The sequence below is a fragment of the Nocardia sp. NPDC056064 genome, assembly GCF_042266925.1.
Lineage (GTDB): Bacteria > Actinomycetota > Actinomycetes > Mycobacteriales > Mycobacteriaceae > Nocardia.
Window position 1 is genome coordinate 3,095,798 of record NZ_JBHJWO010000001.1, and the last position, 18,573, is coordinate 3,114,370.

General features: G+C 69.7%; 20 protein-coding genes. 7 read left to right on the forward strand and 13 right to left on the reverse strand.

Features of this window, described 5'->3' with window-relative positions; all coding sequences use genetic code 11:
* Positions 1-452 precede the first annotated feature (452 nt).
* The 5 genes from ACFC06_RS14065 to mftA all read right to left on the reverse strand — a co-directional run bounded on the left by ACFC06_RS14065 (position 453) and on the right by mftA (position 6,606).
* Positions 453-1,823 carry a GAF domain-containing protein gene (locus ACFC06_RS14065; RefSeq protein ID WP_375930128.1) on the reverse strand — a complete coding sequence of 457 codons (1,371 nt, stop codon included), beginning with the start codon at positions 1,821-1,823 and terminating at the stop codon, positions 453-455.
* A gap of 105 nt (positions 1,824-1,928) precedes the next feature.
* On the reverse strand, positions 1,929-3,461 hold the full coding sequence (locus ACFC06_RS14070) for a GMC family oxidoreductase N-terminal domain-containing protein (protein WP_375930129.1): 1,533 nt from the start codon (positions 3,459-3,461) through the stop codon (positions 1,929-1,931).
* A 4-nt stretch (positions 3,462-3,465) separates the two neighbouring features.
* Complete coding sequence (gene mftF, locus ACFC06_RS14075; RefSeq protein WP_375930130.1) at positions 3,466-4,863, reverse strand: mycofactocin biosynthesis glycosyltransferase MftF; 1,398 nt, start codon at positions 4,861-4,863, stop codon at positions 3,466-3,468.
* A gap of 139 nt (positions 4,864-5,002) precedes the next feature.
* The gene (mftC, locus tag ACFC06_RS14080) at positions 5,003-6,499 is read right to left on the reverse strand and encodes a mycofactocin radical SAM maturase (protein ID WP_375935480.1); all 1,497 of its coding nucleotides are present in this window, start codon (positions 6,497-6,499) and stop codon (positions 5,003-5,005) included.
* Positions 6,500-6,501: 2 nt separating this feature from the next.
* On the reverse strand, positions 6,502-6,606 hold the full coding sequence (gene mftA, locus ACFC06_RS14085) for a mycofactocin precursor MftA (RefSeq protein ID WP_375930131.1): 105 nt from the start codon (positions 6,604-6,606) through the stop codon (positions 6,502-6,504).
* A gap of 208 nt (positions 6,607-6,814) precedes the next feature.
* Between mftA and mftR2 the strand changes: the two genes are divergently transcribed.
* Both mftR2 and ACFC06_RS14095 read left to right on the forward strand, forming a co-directional pair.
* Positions 6,815-7,453, forward strand: a complete 639-nt coding sequence (gene mftR2, locus ACFC06_RS14090; protein ID WP_375930132.1) for a mycofactocin system transcriptional regulator MftR2 — start codon at positions 6,815-6,817, stop codon at positions 7,451-7,453.
* Positions 7,454-7,490: 37 nt separating this feature from the next.
* Positions 7,491-8,546, forward strand: a complete 1,056-nt coding sequence (locus ACFC06_RS14095) for a 2Fe-2S iron-sulfur cluster-binding protein (protein ID WP_375930133.1) — start codon at positions 7,491-7,493, stop codon at positions 8,544-8,546.
* A gap of 7 nt (positions 8,547-8,553) precedes the next feature.
* Here the strand turns inward: ACFC06_RS14095 and ACFC06_RS14100 are convergent, their stop codons facing one another.
* From ACFC06_RS14100 to ACFC06_RS14110, 3 genes are all read right to left on the reverse strand, one after another.
* Positions 8,554-9,294, reverse strand: coding sequence for a DNA alkylation repair protein (locus tag ACFC06_RS14100; RefSeq protein ID WP_375930134.1), 741 nt, complete (start codon positions 9,292-9,294; stop codon positions 8,554-8,556).
* A gap of 79 nt (positions 9,295-9,373) precedes the next feature.
* The gene (locus ACFC06_RS14105; protein ID WP_375930135.1) at positions 9,374-10,138 is read right to left on the reverse strand and encodes a glutamate racemase; all 765 of its coding nucleotides are present in this window, start codon (positions 10,136-10,138) and stop codon (positions 9,374-9,376) included.
* Positions 10,139-10,203: 65 nt separating this feature from the next.
* Positions 10,204-11,403: an NAD(P)/FAD-dependent oxidoreductase gene (locus tag ACFC06_RS14110; protein WP_375930136.1), complete on the reverse strand. Its 1,200-nt coding sequence runs from the start codon at positions 11,401-11,403 to the stop codon at positions 10,204-10,206.
* Positions 11,404-11,655: 252 nt separating this feature from the next.
* On the opposite strand from ACFC06_RS14110, the gene ACFC06_RS14115 reads away from it, so the two are divergent.
* Together ACFC06_RS14115 and ACFC06_RS14120 are read left to right on the forward strand one after the other, a co-directional pair.
* Positions 11,656-12,012, forward strand: a complete 357-nt coding sequence (locus ACFC06_RS14115) for an SPW repeat protein (RefSeq protein ID WP_375930137.1) — start codon at positions 11,656-11,658, stop codon at positions 12,010-12,012.
* Positions 12,012-12,629: a TetR/AcrR family transcriptional regulator gene (locus tag ACFC06_RS14120; RefSeq protein ID WP_375930138.1), complete on the forward strand. Its 618-nt coding sequence runs from the start codon at positions 12,012-12,014 to the stop codon at positions 12,627-12,629. Before ACFC06_RS14115 ends, ACFC06_RS14120 begins: the two co-directional genes overlap by 1 nt.
* A 3-nt stretch (positions 12,630-12,632) precedes the next feature.
* Here the strand turns inward: ACFC06_RS14120 and ACFC06_RS14125 are convergent, their stop codons facing one another.
* On the reverse strand, positions 12,633-14,126 hold the full coding sequence (locus ACFC06_RS14125; RefSeq protein WP_375930139.1) for an MFS transporter: 1,494 nt from the start codon (positions 14,124-14,126) through the stop codon (positions 12,633-12,635).
* Positions 14,127-14,228: 102 nt separating this feature from the next.
* Between ACFC06_RS14125 and ACFC06_RS14130 the strand changes: the two genes are divergently transcribed.
* The 3 genes from ACFC06_RS14130 (at position 14,229) to ACFC06_RS14140 (ending at position 16,049) form a co-directional block, all read left to right on the forward strand.
* A complete protein-coding gene (locus ACFC06_RS14130) occupies positions 14,229-15,107 on the forward strand; it encodes a helix-turn-helix domain-containing protein (RefSeq protein ID WP_375930140.1) in 879 nt (292 codons plus the stop codon).
* Between the two features lie 55 nt (positions 15,108-15,162).
* The gene (locus ACFC06_RS14135) at positions 15,163-15,594 is read left to right on the forward strand and encodes a PPOX class F420-dependent oxidoreductase (protein ID WP_375930141.1); all 432 of its coding nucleotides are present in this window, start codon (positions 15,163-15,165) and stop codon (positions 15,592-15,594) included.
* A gap of 140 nt (positions 15,595-15,734) precedes the next feature.
* A complete protein-coding gene (locus tag ACFC06_RS14140) occupies positions 15,735-16,049 on the forward strand; it encodes a nitroreductase/quinone reductase family protein (protein WP_375935484.1) in 315 nt (104 codons plus the stop codon).
* A 32-nt stretch (positions 16,050-16,081) separates the two neighbouring features.
* Here ACFC06_RS14140 and ACFC06_RS14145 read toward each other — a convergent pair whose 3' ends face one another.
* From ACFC06_RS14145 to tuf, 4 genes are all read right to left on the reverse strand, one after another.
* Positions 16,082-16,891, reverse strand: coding sequence for an alpha/beta fold hydrolase (locus ACFC06_RS14145; RefSeq protein WP_375930142.1), 810 nt, complete (start codon positions 16,889-16,891; stop codon positions 16,082-16,084).
* Positions 16,892-16,930: 39 nt separating this feature from the next.
* Positions 16,931-17,098: a DUF5615 family PIN-like protein gene (locus ACFC06_RS14150; protein ID WP_375930143.1), complete on the reverse strand. Its 168-nt coding sequence runs from the start codon at positions 17,096-17,098 to the stop codon at positions 16,931-16,933.
* On the reverse strand, positions 17,095-17,241 hold the full coding sequence (locus ACFC06_RS14155) for a DUF433 domain-containing protein (RefSeq protein WP_375930144.1): 147 nt from the start codon (positions 17,239-17,241) through the stop codon (positions 17,095-17,097). Before ACFC06_RS14155 ends, ACFC06_RS14150 begins: the two co-directional genes overlap by 4 nt.
* An 83-nt stretch (positions 17,242-17,324) precedes the next feature.
* Positions 17,325-18,515, reverse strand: a complete 1,191-nt coding sequence (gene tuf / locus ACFC06_RS14160; RefSeq protein WP_375930145.1) for an elongation factor Tu — start codon at positions 18,513-18,515, stop codon at positions 17,325-17,327.
* Positions 18,516-18,573: the final 58 nt, after the last annotated feature.

Sequence of the window (18,573 nt, forward strand, 5' to 3'; positions counted from 1 at the left end):
ATCGCGAAAAAACAGCAGACCGAACCTTTTTCGGGCACCACGAAGACACCTGGGTACTCCGTGAACCGGTCGATCCGGTATGGGCGCAGTGGGCGCGACGCCGCACTCGCGCGAGATCCCCGACAGATCATGTGGACGAGAGCGACAGCCGATGGGCTGTCGTCGGCGGCCGGCGGGAAGCCTGCCGCGGGGTGCCTAGCTGATGATCGTTCCTCCAACATCGCGGCCGCGGCGGGAAGACCTCACCGGCGGCTCTGTCACTTACATCACATGGCTGCCTGTCCATGCATTGCAGACACTAGGCGGTCGGTTAATAAAAAGAAACTTTTTCCGCTAAAAAACTCGGACGAACGACCAGTCTCTTCCATGGGGTGCCCATGACCTGGACATGAGTGTGTGCTCCAACACATTCGCTCGCAGAGTGTGAGCTACCACACTTTCAGAACGGGAGACTATGAGCCGAAACGTTGCATCTGCGTTGCATCGGCACCAAGGCGCCGATCGAGCACCCGGATCTTGGCCTCGATCTGCGCATACAGCGGAGAATCGCGGTCGACCGTCGACCGGTAGGCGGCCCACGCGGCGGCATCGTCACGCCCCTCCGGACCGGCCGTCCACCGGCGCAGCACGCCGGCGTCCCGGGAAGCGAGCACCGCGGTGCGCAACCGCACCCGCAACTCGTCGCGGATGTCGCAGATGCCCGGCGCCGAGGACCGCGGCAGCACCGGACCCGCGTACAAGCGCAATGCGGATTCGATATCACCGGTGTCGAGCGCGGCCCGCAGGGCCTCCACATCGGTTGCGACATGCACGCGCAGACGGTAAGGGCGCGATCCGACGACACTGGCCCCGACCACCGACCGCAATCGCGACATCGCGGCGCGGATGGTGCCGTTGTCCAGATCGGTGTCGTCGAGCAGCAGCGCCAGATGATCGGCGCCCAGACCTTCCGGATGCTCGGTGAGCAACAGCAGGATCTCGGCATGGCGTTGCGACAGCGACACCCGCTCCCCCGCCACACTCAATTGCGGCTGCCCGAGCCCGAGGACATCGAGACCGAGCCGGGCCGGTGGCTCCTCGGCGGTGTCGACATCGGCCGGGGTGGGCGCCGGGACCGCGCGGCCCGCGCGCATGGCCCGCAACACCAGATCCATCTCGGCGGCCGTCGCCGCGGCCTTCACCAGCGCGAGGATCTCCGGCTTGGCGACCCGCATCCCACCGGCAATCATCAACACGCCGATCAACCTGCCGTCGGGCTCGTGCACCGGCGCCGCCGCACCGGTGATCTGGTGCATGCGATGCAGGAAATGTTCGGGTCCGTGGATCCACGTGGCCCGGCCGCTGCGCACGACGAGACCGACCGCGTTGGTGCCGACCCGGCGCTCGCTGAGATCGTCGCCTTCGCGCACGCCGATCTCGGCGACCGCCGCGACCTGCTCGGGATGACCGTGCACCGAGAGCACCCGGCCGAACTGATCGGCCACCGTCACGATGAGTCCAGCCCGCGCCGCGTCCTGGACCAGCAGTTTGTCGATCAGCGGCATGAGCGCCGCGATCGGATGGGCATCGCGATACCGCACCAGGTCGGCGCCGCGCAGACCGCGACCGTCGAGTACATCCGTCGGATCGACACCACCGCGCACACTGCGCAACCAGGATTCGAGAACGAGCGGACGCAACAGGCCGGCCAGCTGAGTCAGCTGTTCACCACCGGCACTGAGAAATCCATGGGCCTGTGCGGCATAGGCTTCCAGAGCTCCGAGCTGTGCGCCCGACTCCGCCGCCTGCCGTGGGGGCCGCCCACCTGCAAGATTGCTGACCATTTGCCTTTCTTTCCCGATACAAACTGTACCGGTGAGATATGGCGGCAACTGTCAGAAGCGGGGGTTTGTCCGGCAGGTCACATCGTGGTATCAGATGTCACTTCGTCACACTGCCAGCAGATCGGCTATGGCTGCGGCGAGGGTCACTACAGTGACCTGCGGCCCGCGGCTGAGCGGCACCGGCACGATCGACAGGTCCACGACCATAAGGTCGTCGATCCCGTGCGTTCGGCCCTGTTCGTCGACCACCGCGCGCGGGTCGTCCGGCGGTCCCATGCGGCAGGTGCCGGAAAGATGCTGGGAGGTTCCCAGGTGCTCGCGCAGCCAGTCGTCGTCGATGGTTCCGGGGCGAAGCTCGAACAGGTCAGCCGCCAATTCGACGCCCGCGCGGAGCCGGGCCCGGTCGTGCGCGGTGCGCAGGTAGCCCTGATCCATCCGGGGCGGGACGGACGGGTCGGCGGAGGTCAGGGTGAGTTCGCCCGTGGACTCCGGGTGCATCAGCGCCACCCCCAGTCTGCGCAGGCCCGGGGTGAACGTGGGGGTATAGGGGCGGAGTTCGAGGTCGTCGAGTTCGAGGACGTATTCGAGGGCGACGGTGGGGTGTGCGGGTGGTTGCCCGGGGAACTCGAGGCCGATCTCGGGATGGTCGGTACACCAGCTGCCGACCGGGGCCGAGTGGACCACCGGCAGGCCCAGTGAGCGCAGCTGTCGCTGGGGGCCGATGCCGGAGCGGATGAGCAGCGCGGCCGATTCGATCGCCCCCGCGCACAGGATCACGCGGTCGGCGTGGGTCGTACCGTGCTCGCGGCCGCGCGCCCACTCGACCCCGACCGCCCTGGTTCCGCGCAGGAGGACGCGCGTCACGGTGGTCGCGCCGGTGACGGTCAGGTTCGGGCGGTCCAGGGCCGGATAGAGGTGAGTGAGAGCGGGGCCGCGCCGTTGTCCCCGCGACAGCGCCAACGGCACCCGGCCGAAACCCACCAGCGAACGCCCCGATGACCGAGCGCCCGCCGCAGTTGGCCAGGCCGGCGGATGCTCGCGGCGCCGTGCGCGTGCCGCATTGTCGGCGCCTGCCGCGTCGTCGGCTACGGACGGGGTGCCGGATCGGCCGTCGGCCCGCGCTGGTTCGGCGGTGGCATTGAGGTCGGCGATCTCGGTGTGGCCCGCGGCGGCGCAGCGTTCGGCGAATTCGGCGGTGAACGGGGTGGGATCGGTGGTCCGCTGGACCGGGATCGGGCCGTGGTCGCCGTGGCCGGGGTCGCTGCCGAAGTCCAGGTCGTGTTCGAGTTCCCGGAAGTAGGGCGCGAGCGCGTCGTACGACCAGCGCGGGCTCCCGGCGACCGTGCTCCAGGCCGCGAGGTCGGCGGCGGGCGGGCGGATGAAGTAGCTGCCGTTGATCGCGCCCGACCCGCCGATCAGCTTGCCGCGCACGAGGTTGCCTGGGTACCGCCAGACGACGCCGGATTCCGGGCCGACCGGGAGGTGGCCGGGGTCGAGGAGCTCGGCCGGGATGGCGGCGGGCGTCGGCCAGACCGGGCCTGCCTCGAGGACCAGCACCTCGTGGCCGGGGTCGGCGCTGAGCCGGGCCGCGAGGACGCACCCGGCCGAACCGGCGCCGACGACGAGCGTGCGCGTCACCGGATCAGTTCGACGACGTGCTCGGCTTGAGCGCCTGGAAACTGCGGGCGCGCACGGCACCCAGCCACAGGCCGGTGCCGTAGGCGACATCGTCGAGGCGCTTGTAGGCCACGTACCGCACCGGGTCGAGGCCGCCCGCGTCGCGGTGGGTGAACCAGTCGGCCAGGCCGTCGGCCAGGGCCATGGTGATCGCGATCTTCCTGATCCGCCGCGAGGCGATGACCGCCAGCAGCGTCACCGGCCAGTAGTCGCGGCACATCGCCGAGGCCAGCCGCCACATGCCCGCGAAATAGCCGCGCGCCAGATAGACCGCCGCGATGCGGGTGGGGTTGTCCAGTTCGGTGAACACCCGGCGCAGCTTGATCAGTGCCGAGCACAGCGTCACCAGGCCGCCGAGCAGTCCCCATTTGGACAGCGTGGCGAAGAGCAGACTGGCCAGTACCGTCCAGGTGGGCACCGACAGCGGCGAGACCAGGCCCGAATGCCGTTTGCCCAGCGGCGCGGCCCCGGTGCCGTAGAACAGTTTTCGCCCGAACCAGGCGCGGAAGGCGACGCGGTGGTCGTGGGCCACGTGCGCGGCGGGCTCGTAGCGCAGCCGCCAGCCCGCGCGCTCCAGCCGCCAGCACAGGTCGACATCCTCGGCCACCTGCATGGATTCGTCGAATCCGCCCTCGCCGAGCAGCGCGGCCCGGCGCGCGAGCAGCGCGGCGCTGGGCACATACGACACGATGCCGCGCGCGTGCACCGCCGACTCGCGCCTGCCCAGATCCAGCGACGAGCGGGTGTGTTCGTAGCGGGCCAGCGCGTTGGACGCCTTGTCCAGGGCGACGATCCGCGGCGCGACCAGCGCCACCTGCGGATCGCTGAAGTGCCCCAGCATCACCTCGAGCCAGCCGCTGCGCGGCACCACATCGGAGTCGAGGAAGGCCACGAACTCGGTTGTCGCCGCCCGCAACCCGGCATTGCGGGCAGCGGCCGGGCCGAGCGGGGACTCGTGGCGCAGCACCGTCACCTGGCCACGGCCCTGGCGCGGCGGGATGCGCACCGGCTCGTCGGAGCCGTCGTCGACGACGATCACGTTGTGCCCGCGCAGCGTGGCCAGCAGCCGCAGCACCCCGTCGGCGTTGTTGTAGAGCGGGATGACGACGGTGATGTCGTCGAGCGAGGGCAGCAGCCGCGGACGCGGATTCGCCACGCCGGAGTCGAGCAGCCGGCGCGCGACCATCGCGGACTTGGTGTCGGTGACCTCCAGGTACCCGTCGCCGATCAGCTCGGCGGCCTCCGGGGCCAGGCGCAGCATCCGTGCGGGCGTTCCGCCGATCAGGATCCGGCCCCCGGAAAATGCGCGTACCCGTGGATCGATCCGAACCCCGAAGCCGTCGGGCAGACGATCATGGCGCATTCCTCGCATGCTATGCGCAGTTGGGCTTCCAGACACCATCACCCCACAAAAAAGGAGGAAAGTCCGCCAGAAATCCGCGCGTGACCGGTTGCCGGACAGACGAACAAGATCGGCAGCGCACTTTCGGCAACCGGCGTGTCTACCCGAGCGGACTCTCGTTGCACGCCTTGGCGGGCGCGCGTTTCACTGTCAAGGGCAGTGACACCCGGCCACGGCCGCTGCGCACCGGACGCGAATGATCCACCGCCGGGCGCGGAATCGTGCGGCCCGGCATCGACAGCGCCGCTTCGCCGTAGCCCTGCACGCATTCCGGGTCGGGACCGTTGGCGGGCAGGCCGGTGAAGAACTTGGCGGCCATGCAGCCGCCGCGGCAGGCGTCGTAGTGCGCGCACTTGGTGCAGGCGCCGCCGTCGACCGGTTCGCGCAGTTCGCCGAACAGCCGCGAAGTGGTCCAGACGGCGTCGAAACCGCCGTCGGCGACGATGTTTCCGGCCTTGAAGCGGTCGTGGATGGCGAAGGGGCAGGCGTAGACGTCACCGACCGGGTCGACCAGGCAGACCACCCGGCCCGCGCCGCACATGTTCAGCCCGGGCAGGGCCGAGCCGAAAGCGGACAGGTGGAAGAAGGAGTCGCCGGTGAGCACGCCGTCGCCGTTGCGGACCAGCCACTCGTAGAGCTCGCGCTGCTGTTCGGGCAGCGGGTGCAGCTCGTCCCACACGTCGGCGCCGCGACCGGAGGGGCGCAGGCGGGTCAGGCGCAGGGTGGCGCCGTAACGGTCGGCGATGGCCTTGAATTCGTCGAGCTGGGCGATGTTGTGGCGGGTGGCCACGACCGAGAGCTTGGCATCCTCGAAGCCCGCGGCGGCCAGGTTCGACAGGGCCTTGATGGCGGTGTCGTAGGAGCCGGGACCGCGTACGTGGTCGTTGACTTCGGCGGTGGCGCCGTCGAGGGAGATCTGCACGTCGACGTAGTCGCTGGCGGCCAGCCGGGCGGCGACCTCCTCGTTGATCCGAACGCCGTTGGTGGAGAACTTGACTCCCACGTGGTGGGCGGTCGCGTAGTCGACCAGCTCCCAGAAGTCCGGGCGCACGGTCGGTTCACCGCCGCCGATGTTGACGTAGAAGATCTGCATGCGCTCGAACTCGTCGATGAGCGCCTTGCACTGCTCGGTGGTCAGCTCGTTCGGGTCACGGCGGCCCGAGGAGGACAGGCAGTGCACGCAGGACAGGTTGCACGCGTAGGTGAGTTCCCAGGTGAGGCAGATCGGCGCGGCCAGACCGGATTCGAAACGGTCGATGAGCCTGCCGCCCTGGACGGTGTCGGTGGAGGCAGGCATGCGCACGGGCGTCACCTCGGTGACCGGGCCGGGGGCGGGCACGATCATGTCGGTGTCGGCCAGCTGGGCCAGTGCCTTGATGTGGGTGTCGGACGCGCCGACGCCCTTGGCGCGCAGCGCCTCGCGCACCGAGGCGTGCGCCGGCAGCGACTGCACCACCTCGACCAGATCGCGGCTCTTGAGGAACGAGAGCTTGCGGGTGCCGAAGTGGTACAGCAGCGCGCCGAAGGACTCCGGGCGCAGCGAGACGCGCGGATGCAGCGCCCAGCGGGTGTCGAGATCGAGCACGCCTGCCTCCATGGTCAGTAGACGCCGCACATGCCGTCGATGCTGACCTCTTCGATCAGCGTCTCGGTGACCAGGTCTTCTTCGGTCTCGACGGTCGCGCGCGTGGCGTTCTCGGACATGACTACCTCCAGTGTGTTGCCGGTCACCACGGACCTTAACGTCAGTGACTGCCATAAAGGAGCGGAATCGGAAAATCCCCCTGCCCCGGCGAGCGCGCACCGCGCGATCCACACAGCGCCCCCGCGTGATGTGGCGCACCTCTAGACTTCCCAGAGCAGGACGGGAAGGGGCCGGACGGCCCGGCGGCAGTAGAGGTGAGGCAGAGGCTTGCGTAACCACGGTGGGGCGGGGAGCGGCGCGAATTCCACGCTCTCGGAAGCGGAGATCGTCGAGGCGGCGCTGCGCGTCGTGCGCGAAGACGGCGTCGAGAAGCTGTCCATGCGACGGCTCTCGCGCGAGCTCGGCGTCTCGCCGATGGCCCCGTACTACTACGTCGCCGACAAGCGCGAGCTACTCGACCTGGTGGCCAGCGCCGCGCTGGCCGGGGTGCGCAAGCCGCCGCGCGAATCCGGGACGTGGCAGGTGCGCCTGCGCGATCTCATCGATCAGATAGACGATAAACTGCGCAGGCATCCCGGCCTGGGCGACATCCTGCTCGAGCAGATGCTCGGCAAGCAGCTCGACCTGATCGACGCGGTGATGGAGATCCTGTTCGACGCGGGCTTCAGCGACCGCAATGTGCTGGCCGCGTACGCGACCATCCACACCTACCTGTTCGGCCGCAGCCGGGTGAATCCGCGCGACCGTTCCGCCCCGGCGGACGTGCTGCTGCCCGAGGCCGTGGCCCGAGCCACGAAGTACATGTCCGACCTGCGCGGCAAGTACTCCTACGACTTCGGGATGGAGGTTCTGGTCGCCGGGCTCGAAGCACAGCTTGCAGTGCAGGCGCGTCCCGACCTAGCATGAAACTGAAACACGTTCTAGTTTTGTTCGAGAGGACGACATGACCACAGTCGAGGTTCCGCACGGTTCGCGCTCGGTGGTGCTGCGGGTGGCCGCGGTGATCGCCGAAACGGCCGACACCCACTCCGTGGTCTTCGAGGTGCCCGCCGAACTGCGCGAACGATTCGCCTACCAGCCCGGTCAGTTCCTGACCCTGCGCATCCCCAGCGAACAGACCGGCTCGGTCGCGCGCTGCTACTCGCTGGCCAGCTCGCCGTTCACCGACGACCAGCCCAAGGTGACGGTCAAGCGCACCGAGGGCGGCTACGGCTCGAACTGGCTGTGCGACAACATCTCCGCGGGCGACGAGATCGAGGTGCTGCCACCCTCGGGTGTGTTCACCCCCAAGAACCTCGACGAGAACCTGCTGCTGTTCGGCGCGGGCAGCGGCATCACGCCGGTGATGTCGATCCTGAAGTCGGCCCTGTCGCAGGGCTCGGGCAAGGTGGTGCTGGTCTACGCCAACCGCGACGTCGACTCGGTGATCTTCGCCGGTGAGCTGCGCGAACTGGTCGGCAAGCACCCGCAGCGGCTCACCGTCATCCACTGGCTCGAACCACTGCAGGGCCTGCCCACCGCCGACATGCTGGCCGGGCTGGTGGCGCCCTATACCGCCTACGAGGCGTTCATGTGCGGGCCCAAGCCGTTCATGGACCTGGTGCACGACACCCTGGCCCAGCTCGACGTGCCCCGCGCCCGCACCCACGCCGAGGTGTTCAACTCCCTCGCCGGTGACCCGTTCGCCGATCACGCGCCGGTCGAGGTCAGCGACGAGGAGGCCGCCGACGCGGCCACCGTCGAGGTGGAGCTGGACGGGGAGGTACACGAGCTGTCCTGGCCGCGCAAGCAGACCCTCGTCGACATCATGCTCGACAAGGGCCTGGACGTGCCCTACTCCTGCCAGGAGGGCGAGTGCGGGTCGTGCGCCTGCACCGTGCTCGAGGGCAAGGTGGAGATGGGCAATTCGGAGATCCTCGATCCCGAGGACATCGAGAACGGCTACATCCTCGGTTGCCAGGCGCGGCCGGTGACCGACCACCTCAAGATCCAGTTCTGAGCCGGGTTCAGCGCATCGCGCGATAGGCGGCGCGCTGGTCCGCAGGCAGATGTTCGGTCGCGTAGCTCAGGGCTGTGCGACCCATCCGCGCTGCGTTGGTGTCGAGGAAGCCGGTGAGCGCGGCGAGGTCGACACGTTTGCCGACCTCGCGCAGCATCCAGCCGAGGGCCTTCTGGATGAGGTCGCGGCGGTCGTCGAGCAGGGTCGCCGCGAGTTCCAGGGTGGTGCTCGGGTCGCCCGCCTTGATGAAGGCGAAGGTCGACAGCAGGGCGACCCGGCGCTCCCACAGGGAATCCCGCTGTGCCAGGTCGAAGAGCAGGCCGCGGTCCCGGTCGAGCAGCCACGGGCCGACGATGTGTTCGGCGGAGGCGTCGACGAGGTCCCAGTTGTTCACCCGGCCCCTGCCGACGGCGGCCAGATAGAACTCGACCATCCGCGCGCGGGCGTCGTCGTCGCGGGTGCGTGGTTTCGAGGCGGCGGCGAAGCGGGCGTTCAGGATGAACAGGGCCGCCAGGCGTTCCTCGTGGACCGGGCTGTCGAGGAGTTCGCCGATCCCGTCCAGGGGCAGGGTGGCGAACTGCTTGGCGACCTTACGGGTGGCCGGGACGCGGACACCGAGGAAGACATCGCCCTCGCCGTACTCACCGGGGCCGGTCTTGAAGAAGCGTTGCAGGTTCTGGGCGTCGGTGGGGTCGGCATGGGTGGCCAAGGCCGCACGTACCCGCGCGACGGTGGGGAGTTCTGACACAGCGCACCTCCGGTGTCGACGGGACCACCTCGCATTCAACACGGGGGTACCGACAAACCCACGCCGACATCCGGCCGGCCTACTGCGCGCGGGCGCCCAGCAGTCGACCGGATTCGAATGTCGCCGCGCTGCTGGGCAATTCGCCGGTGCGTCCGCTGGTGCGGACCGTGACGGTACCCGTGCCCGTGGTGGGGCGGCCGAGTTCGTCCATCTTGCGGATCGTCTGCGCGGCGACGGCCTGGGCGCTGTCGAACAGGCGGACGCCGTCGGGCAGGGCGGCGACGATGGCGTCGACGACCAGGGGGTAGTGCGTGCAGCCCAGGACCACGCCCTCCACGTCGGCGGGGGTGCGGGCGGCGGCGTCGGCGATGGAGTCGCGGATGGCGGGCAGGTCGCCGCGGTCGATGGCGTCGGCCAGGCCGTGGCAGGCCACCCCGACGACCTTCGCGTCACCGGCGAAGCGGGCGATCAGGTCGGCCTGGTAGCGGCTGGCGGTGGTCGCCGCGGTCGCCCACACCGCCACCGAACGGCACTGCGCGGCGGCGGGTTTGATCGCGGGCACGGTCCCGATCACCGGCACCGTCTCCCCCACCGCCGCGCGCACATGGTCCAGCGCCGTCACGCTCGCGGTATTGCACGGCAGCACGATCACCTCGGCCCCGAGCTCGATGGCCTGGCGCGCCGCCCCGAGCACCCGCTCGACCACCCACTGCTCCGGCTTGGGCCCCCACGGCGCGCCCTCGGGGTCGAGCAGCAGCAGCAGATCCACATCGGGCCGCAGCTTGCGCAACCACGCGGCCGTCGGCAGCAGTCCGAGGCCGGAATCGATGAGCGCGACGATCACGCGTCTACCGTATTACAGCCACCGAACCGGCCCGCCGCTAGCTCGCGAGCCCCGGGGTTCCTGGCTCAGCCGGCCGCCGCGAGGAGATCGGCGACCGGGGTGGCGGTGGTGAGTTTGGCGCGCAGCTTCATCACCTGGGCGGTCATGCCCGCACCGAGGACGGCGGTGAGGATGCCGTCGCGGGAGTAGTAGGCGAGGAATTTGCGGCCGTCGTCGGTGACGACGGTGACGTCGTCGGTGGGGGCGGGGGTGCCGAGGGCCTGGATCTTGAGGTCGTACTGGTCGCTCCAGAAGTACGGGACCCGGGCCGCGGTGGGGGCAGCGCCGCCGAGCAGGGCCGTGACCAGCAGTTTCGCCTGCTCACCCGCGCTGGTCCAGTGTTCGACGCGCTTGCGGACACCGGTGTCGTGCTGCCAGGCGGCGACATCTCCGACCGCCCAGACGGCCTCGGCCGAGGTGCGGCCGGACTCGTCGGCGAGCACGCCGCCACCGGCGGTCGGCTCGGCCAGTTCGATCCCGGAATCGGCCAGCCAGTCGGTGACCGGGACCGAGCCGACCCCGACCACCACCAGGTCGGCGGCGACCTCGGTGCCGTCGGTGAGGACAGCCCCGCGCACCCGGTTCGCGTCGTCGGTGAGCAGCGTGTCCACGCCGACACCGCAGCGCAGGTCGACGCCCTCGCCGCTGTGCAGCCGGGCCACCAGGCCACCGATCTGCTCGCCGAGCACCGAGGCCAGCGGGGTGGGCTGCGGTTCCACCAGGGTGACCGCCACGCCCGCCGCGCGGAAACTGGCGGCCAGTTCGCAGCCGATGAAACCGGCGCCGATGATCAGCGCGCGGTCGGCCCCGTCGAGTTCGGCGCGCAGGGTGGCGGCGTCGGAGTGGGCGCGCAGCACGTGCACTCCGGCCACCTCGGGCAGGCCGGGCAGCCGGCGCGGGCGCAGGCCGGTGGCGATGATCAGCTGGTCGTAGCCGAGGGTGGAGCCGTCGGCCAGGGTGACGGTGCGCGCGGCGGTGTCCACCCCGGTCACCGCAGTGCCGAGGCGCAGCTCGATGTTCTTCTCCGCGAAGAACTCCGGCGGGCGCAGCGTGGTGTCGTCGGTCTCGCCACGCACGAACTGCTTCGACAGCGGCGGGCGGTCGTAGGGCGGGCGGGCCTCGTCACCGAGCAGCAGCACCTCGCCCTCGTATCCGGCCCGGCGCAGTTCCTCTGCCGTGCGCAGACCTGCCAGCCCCGCTCCGACGATCACGATGGGCGCGCTCATACCTGTGTCCTCCCGGCCTGGACGCCCGCCCTGCGGGCCCGCGCGAGCCACCGCCGCCGAGGGCCGTTCGCCCATGCCATGTTCTTGTGTCGCGGGCCACTACGGCCCCCAGATGTTTGTACCAGTGCGCCCGGCCACAGGTGATACCCACGTCGCAACCCAACCGTGCCGGTTCCGGTATCGACCGGGCGGTCAATCAGGAGTAGACCGAGGTCAGAAGGATTTTTTCGTCTCATCGAGGAGGCACACCCCATGTTCACCGACAGCCGCGCACAGGATTTCCTCGCCGTCGTGCTCGGCGCATTCACCGCGCTGTCCCCGCTGTGGGTCAGCACCAACGACAACGCCCGCTGGACCCTGATCGTGCTCGGCGTCCTCATCGCCGCGACCGGGTTGGTCCAGATGGCACGGGCGAGCATGTCCGCCGCCGACTACGCGATGGGCCTGTTCGGCGTGCTGCTGTTCATCTCGCCGTGGGCGATGGACTTCACCGCCTTCCGCGGCGCGTCCTGGACCGCATGGGTGGTCGGGGTCGTGACGGCGGTGGTGGCGGTCGCGGCGCTGCCCGCGATGAACGCGCGCCTGCACAACATGGCTCCGCATCACTGATGCCGGGCCGCCGTGCCGGGCGCCGCAACGCGAAACGCGATGGCGACGCCCGGCAACTCATCCTGGATGCCGCCGAGAACCTGTTCGCCGCCCAGGGTTTCGACGCCACCCCCACCGCGGCCCTCGCCGCGGCCGCCGGCGTCCCGAAGGGTCTGGTCTTCTACTACTTCCCCACCAAGAACGCGATCCTGTCCGCGCTCATGCGCGAACGCGTCCCCGAACGCCCGATCGAGGACCTGCACACCGTCGTCGCCCCCGGCGATCCCGCCACCAGCCTGATCAACCTCGACACCGCCATCAACCTGCGCGACCACCACTCCTCGGTGTTGCGGGTGATCATGTGGCGCGAGGCCGACACCCACCCCGATGTCCGCCGCCGCCTGCGTCAGCTGCGCGACCAGCTCCTCGAGGTCACCGCCCGCGTCCTGCAGGACAGCGTCCCCACGCCCGTCCGGCCCAGCACCCTGCACGCCTGTGCGGCGGCCTGGGTCTCGGCCATGTTCGCCATCGCGGGTGCCGATCGCCTGCACGCCCTGGACGGGCTGCCGGTGCCCACCGCGGACGACCTGATGAACGTCGCCCAGGTCGTCGCGGCGGGCATGAACCAGCTCGGCTGAGGTTCACACCGACGCACCGGTGTGGATCGCTGCGTCGTCGCCGCTCCGCGCGCGCGGCAGGACCCGCACCGCGACCACGGCGACGAGCGCGTGCACGGCGGCCGCGGCCAGCGCGACGACGTGCAGACCGTCGACGAACGACGCCACGGCCGCCTCGCGCTGCGCCGGGAGCAGGCCGGGTAGCGTCAGCGTCTCACCGACGGTGGGCGCGAGATCGGGCCCGGTGAGCCGGAACAGCAGGGCGGCCAGCGAACCGAACAGGGCGATACCGAAGGCATTGCCCAGCTCGTTGCTGGTCTCGGCGAGCGCGGCGGCCGAACCCGCCCGCTCGGCGGGCACCGCGCCCACCGCGATATCGGCGACGACGCTGAACGAGATGCCGTAGCCGATCCCCGCGATCACGGTGGCGGCGAGATACCAGCCGATTCCGGCGGCGGTGCCGGTCGGCAGCAGGGCGAGCAGCCCGACGGCGATGAACACGTGCGCGGCGACCAGCGCGGCCGAACGGCCGACCCGTTCGACGACCAGCGGCGTCAGCACCGATGTCGCGGTGAGGACCAGCGCGCCCGGCACCGCCAGCAAGGCGGCGCGGGTGATGCTCAGCTCGAGGATCGACTGCAGGTAGGTGGCGCCGAGATAGGCCGTGGCCGACCAGGCGGCCAGCGGCAGGAAGCCGGTGAGGACGGCGATCGCGAACACCGGACGGCGGAACAACCCGAAGTCGACCAGCGGCTCGGCCAGGCGCGACTGACGCCGCGCGAACCACACCAGCACCGCCAGCCCGACCACCCCGACGACCAGCCCGTCCACCGATACGCCCGTCGCGGCCGCGTGCTTCACCGCGTAGAGCACCAACAGCAGCCCGGTGGCCGAGGCGAATACGCTCGGCAGGTCGACCCGGCCCGTCGCGCCGGTGCGCACCTCGCGCAGCAGGATCGGCGCGAACACCAGGAAGGCCAGCAGCACCGGCAGATTGATCAGGAACACCGAGCCCCACCAGAACCGGCTCAGCAGCTGACCGGCCACGACCGGGCCGATGGCGAATCCGGCGGCGAAGGTGGCCGCGAAAATGCCGATGGCCCGCGCGCGCAGGCGCGGATCGGTGAACAGGGTGCTCAGGACGGCCAGTGCCGAGGGCAGCAGGGTCGCCCCGGCCACGCCCATCACCACCCGCAAGCCGATCAGCAGCTCCGCGCTCGTCGCGAACGCCGCGACGGCCGACGCGAGGCCGAAGACACCCGCGCCGATCATCAGCAGGCGCAGGCGGCCGTAGCGGTCCCCGATGCTGCCGAAGGCGATGAGCAGCGAGCCGACGGCGAAGCCGTAGCTGTCGAGGATCCACAGGGATTGATCGGCGGTGGGGGTCAGATCGGCGGTGAGGGTCGGCATCGCGAGGAACAGCACCGAGCCGTCCATCGCGACGAGCAGGACGGGTCCGAGGATCACCAGGAGGCCGAGCCAGGCGCGCAGCTCGGTGGGAGCGGGTCGTTGCGTCATGCCATCGAATCTGCGGCGCCACGCCACCGGCAACCAGCCCCGGCCATGGGTACACCCGCCAGGGATACCCACGCCCCGGCGGCCGTGCCTACGATCGGAGAGATGGAACTGGAGAGCCTCGGCACCTTCCTCAAGACCCGCCGCGACCGGATCACCCCCGCGGCCATCGGCCTGCCCACCTACGGCGCCACCCGCCGCGTGCCGGGCCTGCGCCGCGAGGAACTCGCGCAGCTGGCCGGGGTCAGCGCGGGGTACTACACGCGGCTGGAGCAGGACCAGGCGGGCACGGCCTCCGGGCAGGTCCTCGATGCCCTCGCCCGGGTGCTGCGGCTCGACGCGGCCGAAGCCGTCCATCTGCGCAATCTCGCCGGCAGGCCAAGTGCACCGCGCCTGGTGGCGCCCGAGGTGGAGCAGGCCAACCCGCGTGTTCTCGCGCTGCTCGAGGCGCTCGGCGAGACCATGCCCGCGCTGATCCTGGGCCGTCGCGGTGACGTGCTCGCCTGGAACCGCACCGGCCACGCCCTCTTCGCCGAACACCTGGACTTCGACGCCCCCGCCGACCCCGCGCGCCGCCCCTCGATCCCACGCCAGTTCTTCCTCGACCCGCTCACCACAGACCTGCACCGCAACTGGGCCGAGCTCGCCCGCGTCCACGTGGCCTACCTGCGGCTCACCGCGGGCCGCCACCCCACCGACGCGCGCCTGGCCGAGCTGATCGGCGAACTCGCCATGCGCAGCGGCGAATTCGCGAGCCTGTGGGCCGAAGGTGAGGTGGCCGACTGCACCGTCGGCCGGATGCGGTTGCACCACCCGACCGTCGGCGCCGCGGACATCGACTACCAGGTCTGGCTCCAGCCCGACAGCCCCGATCACCGGCTCGAGGTCTACACCCCGTGCGACGCGCGCTCCGCCGACGCGCTGCGGCTGCTCGCCGCCGGTCTCGACACCTCCGGGACATGCTCGCCCGCGATCCGGGCATAAACCGGGGGGCGGCACCGTTCGTCCATGCACGGCCCCGACCAGGAGGAGATGCGCTGTGTCCGAAGAGAAGTTCGATCCGCGGGCGCTGCTCGCCGAGGCCCGGCTCGGTGTGCTCGCGACGATCAAACAGAACGGGCTGCCCCAGTTGTCCCCGGTGACACCGTATTTCGACAGCGCGGCCGGGCTGATCTACGTATCGATGACCGAAGGCCGGGCGAAGACGGTGAACCTGCGCCGGGACCCACGCGCGGCCCTGGAGGTGACCAGCGCCGACGGGTGGGCCTGGGCCACCGCCGAGGGCAGCGTCACGCTGACCGGCCCCGGTACCGACCCGGACGGCCCCGAAGTCCAGGCCCTCGTCGACTACTACCGCGCCGCGGCGGGCGAACACCCGGACTGGACCGAATACCGGGAGGTGATGGTGTCGGATCGCCGGGTCCTGATGACACTCACCGTCGAGCACGTCTACGGTGCCCGGATCCGCTGAGCGCGCGACTGTCTCGGCGCCCGGGAACTCTCAGAGCGCTGCCATGAACGCTCGGTACCGTGAGCGGCACGATCTCGTTCACCATCAGGCAGGAGAAGCCGTTGAGTCAGCAATCACTGTTGCGCCGCGCCGTCCAGGGAATGAACGCGGGCGTGGTCGCGCTCGCCGAGGCCCCGGTCATCGGCGGTGTCCTCGGAAAAGCCTTCGCTCAGGTCAGCTATGTGGGCCGCCGCTCGGGCCGCACCTTCACCACGCCGGTCAACTACCGCCGCTCGGGCGACGACTACATCATCGGCGTCGCCCTGCCGGACAAGAAGTCCTGGTGGCGCAATTTCCTCGGTGAAGGTGCGCCGATCATCCTGCGCATCAACGGCGTCGAACACACCGGTCACGCCGTCGCCCGCCGCAACGAGCGCGGCCAGGTCAGCGTTCGGGTCCGCCCGACCTCGGACTGACACCCGGTCCGCTACGGAAACCGTTGCGGTGCTCAGGGTTCCGCAGCGGTCAGGAAAGCGGTGACGTCGGGGGCGAAGCGGGCGTGCTTGATCGCGCCGAGGTGTGTGGTGTCGGGATAGATCTCGAGGCGGGCACCGGGGATGCCGTCGGCGGTGTGACGGAAGGTGTCCACGGCGTAGTACTCGTCGCGGTCGCCGCCGACGACCAGGGTGGGGGCGGTGATATCGGCGAGGCGGCCGTCGAGGTCGAAGGCGTCCTCGGCCTGGACGAAGGCCAGGGTGTCGGCGGGGTTCTTCGGACGGACCAGCGGGTCGATGAGCCAGCCGACGGCACCGACCAGGCGGGCCTTGACCGGGGACTCGATGCCCTGGGTGAGCATGTGCTGCAAGGCGCGCTTGCCCGCCGCGGCGGCGGTCGCGTACTTCATCTGCGATTCCCTGGCCGCGTCCTCGAGCCGGTAGCCGGAGGAGGCGACCACCAGCCGCCGCACCGCCTGCGGCTGATCCGCCGCGAGTTGCAGCGCCAACGAGCCGCCCGAGGAGATCCCGAGCACGTCCACCGGAGCACCGAATTCCGCGTGCAACGCCTCGGCGTGCTCACGCGCGATATCGGCCATGGTCGTTCCCTCGGCCATCCCCGGCGCCCGGTTCACCGCGTACACCCGGAAATTCCGGGCCAGCGGCGCCATCGTCTTGATCTCCGACTTGCGCATCCACCCGGTGGGATTGGCGTGATCGGGCGTGAACCACCGCAGGAACACCAGCGGTCGCCCCTGCCCGAACGCCAGATACGGCATCCCGTGCTTCAGCACCCCTTCGGTGACCTCGAACCCCTGCGCCACGCCGCCTCCCGACCCGTCCGAACGTCTGTGTCGCCAACGCTATCGCGAGGCGATGATCGCAGCCCCCTTGCGGAGCGCCTCGTTCCAGACTTCGGTGTCGGAAGCAGCGGTCATGTCGAGGTCGCAAACGTGCACTGCGGCATGCCCTTCGCTCGCTATGGCGCGGGCCGGTGCGGGCGGTAGCTGCGCGTCGACGAGGAAGATCAAGAAGCGGTCCGCAGGATGGGGTCCTCGGAGTCACCGGCTGCCAGCAGTTCAAGGACGTCCTTCACCCGGATTCGCATTCCGCGAATGCAGGGCCGTCCGCCGAGCTGGTTCGGGTCGAAGGTAATCCTCGAATCTATGGACACAGCTTCAGGGTATCCGTGGAAAACGCCGAACGGCGCCGCTCCCGGAGGAGCGACGCCGTTGCGGTGTCAGTGGGTCTACAGACTCACTTGATGATCTTGGTGACGCGACCGGCACCGACGGTGCGGCCACCCTCACGGATCGCGAAACGCAGGCCCTCGTCCATGGCGACCGGCTGGATCAGCTTGACGGACATCTCGGTGTTGTCACCGGGCATGACCATCTCGGTGCCCTCGGGCAGGGTCACAACGCCCGTCACGTCAGTCGTACGGAAGTAGAACTGCGGACGGTAGTTGTTGAAGAACGGGGTGTGGCGGCCACCCTCGTCCTTCGACAGGATGTACGCCTGGCCCTCGAACTCGGTGTGCGGGGTGGTGGTGCCCGGCTTCACGACGACCTGGCCACGCTCGACATCTTCGCGCTTGATGCCGCGAACCAGCAGACCGACGTTGTCGCCCGCCTGGCCCTGGTCGAGCAGCTTGCGGAACATCTCGATACCGGTGACCGTGGTCTTGGTCTTGTCCGGACGGATGCCGACGATCTCGACTTCCTCGTTCACGTTGACGATGCCGCGCTCGACGCGACCGGTGACGACGGTGCCACGACCGGTGATCGTGAAGACGTCCTCGACCGGCATCAGGAAGGGGAGCTCGGTCTCACGGACCGGGTCCGGGATCGACTCGTCGACGGCGTTCATGAGCTCGACGATGGACTCGGCCCACTTCTCGTCGCCCTCGAGGGCCTTCAGGCCGGAGACGCGCACGACGGGGGCATCCTCGTCGAACTCCTGCGAGGCCAGCAGCTCGCGGACCTCCATCTCGACGAGCTCGAGGATCTCCTCGTCGTCGACCATGTCCGACTTGTTCAGCGCGACCAGGATGTAGGGCACGCCGACCTGACGGGCGAGCAGCACGTGCTCGCGGGTCTGCGGCATCGGGCCGTCGGTGGCGGCCACGACCAGGATCGCGCCGTCCATCTGGGCGGCACCGGTGATCATGTTCTTGATGTAGTCGGCGTGACCCGGGGCGTCGACGTGCGCGTAGTGGCGCTTCTCGGTCTGGTACTCGACGTGGGAGATGTTGATCGTGATACCACGAGCCTTCTCCTCCGGCGCCTTGTCGATCTGGTCGAACGCGAACGCGTCGTTCAGATCCGGGTACTTGTCGGCCAGCACCTTGGTGATGGCAGCCGTCAGCGTGGTCTTGCCATGGTCGACGTGACCGATGGTGCCGATGTTGACGTGGGGCTTCGTCCGCTCGAACTTCGCCTTCGCCACTGTGGTCCTCCTGGACTAGTTAGTGCGTGCTTTTTTGCAGCAGTGCGGTTAATAAGGG

Excerpts from the sequence above, each read along its gene's own strand:
- ACFC06_RS14065 (WP_375930128.1), bottom strand. The coding sequence starts at position 1,823 with ATGGTCAGCAATCTTGCAGGTGGGCGGCCCCCACGGCAGGCGGCGGAG.
- mftF (WP_375930130.1), bottom strand. The coding sequence starts at position 4,863 with ATGCGCCATGATCGTCTGCCCGACGGCTTCGGGGTTCGGATCGATCCA.
- mftC (WP_375935480.1), bottom strand. The coding sequence starts at position 6,499 with ATGGAGGCAGGCGTGCTCGATCTCGACACCCGCTGGGCGCTGCATCCG.
- mftA (WP_375930131.1), bottom strand. The coding sequence starts at position 6,606 with ATGTCCGAGAACGCCACGCGCGCGACCGTCGAGACCGAAGAAGACCTG.
- ACFC06_RS14095 (WP_375930133.1), top strand. The coding sequence starts at position 7,491 with ATGACCACAGTCGAGGTTCCGCACGGTTCGCGCTCGGTGGTGCTGCGG.
- ACFC06_RS14110 (WP_375930136.1), bottom strand. The coding sequence starts at position 11,403 with ATGAGCGCGCCCATCGTGATCGTCGGAGCGGGGCTGGCAGGTCTGCGC.
- ACFC06_RS14115 (WP_375930137.1), top strand. The coding sequence starts at position 11,656 with ATGTTCACCGACAGCCGCGCACAGGATTTCCTCGCCGTCGTGCTCGGC.
- ACFC06_RS14120 (WP_375930138.1), top strand. The coding sequence starts at position 12,012 with ATGCCGGGCCGCCGTGCCGGGCGCCGCAACGCGAAACGCGATGGCGAC.
- ACFC06_RS14125 (WP_375930139.1), bottom strand. The coding sequence starts at position 14,126 with ATGACGCAACGACCCGCTCCCACCGAGCTGCGCGCCTGGCTCGGCCTC.
- ACFC06_RS14130 (WP_375930140.1), top strand. The coding sequence starts at position 14,229 with ATGGAACTGGAGAGCCTCGGCACCTTCCTCAAGACCCGCCGCGACCGG.
- ACFC06_RS14140 (WP_375935484.1), top strand. The coding sequence starts at position 15,735 with ATGAACGCGGGCGTGGTCGCGCTCGCCGAGGCCCCGGTCATCGGCGGT.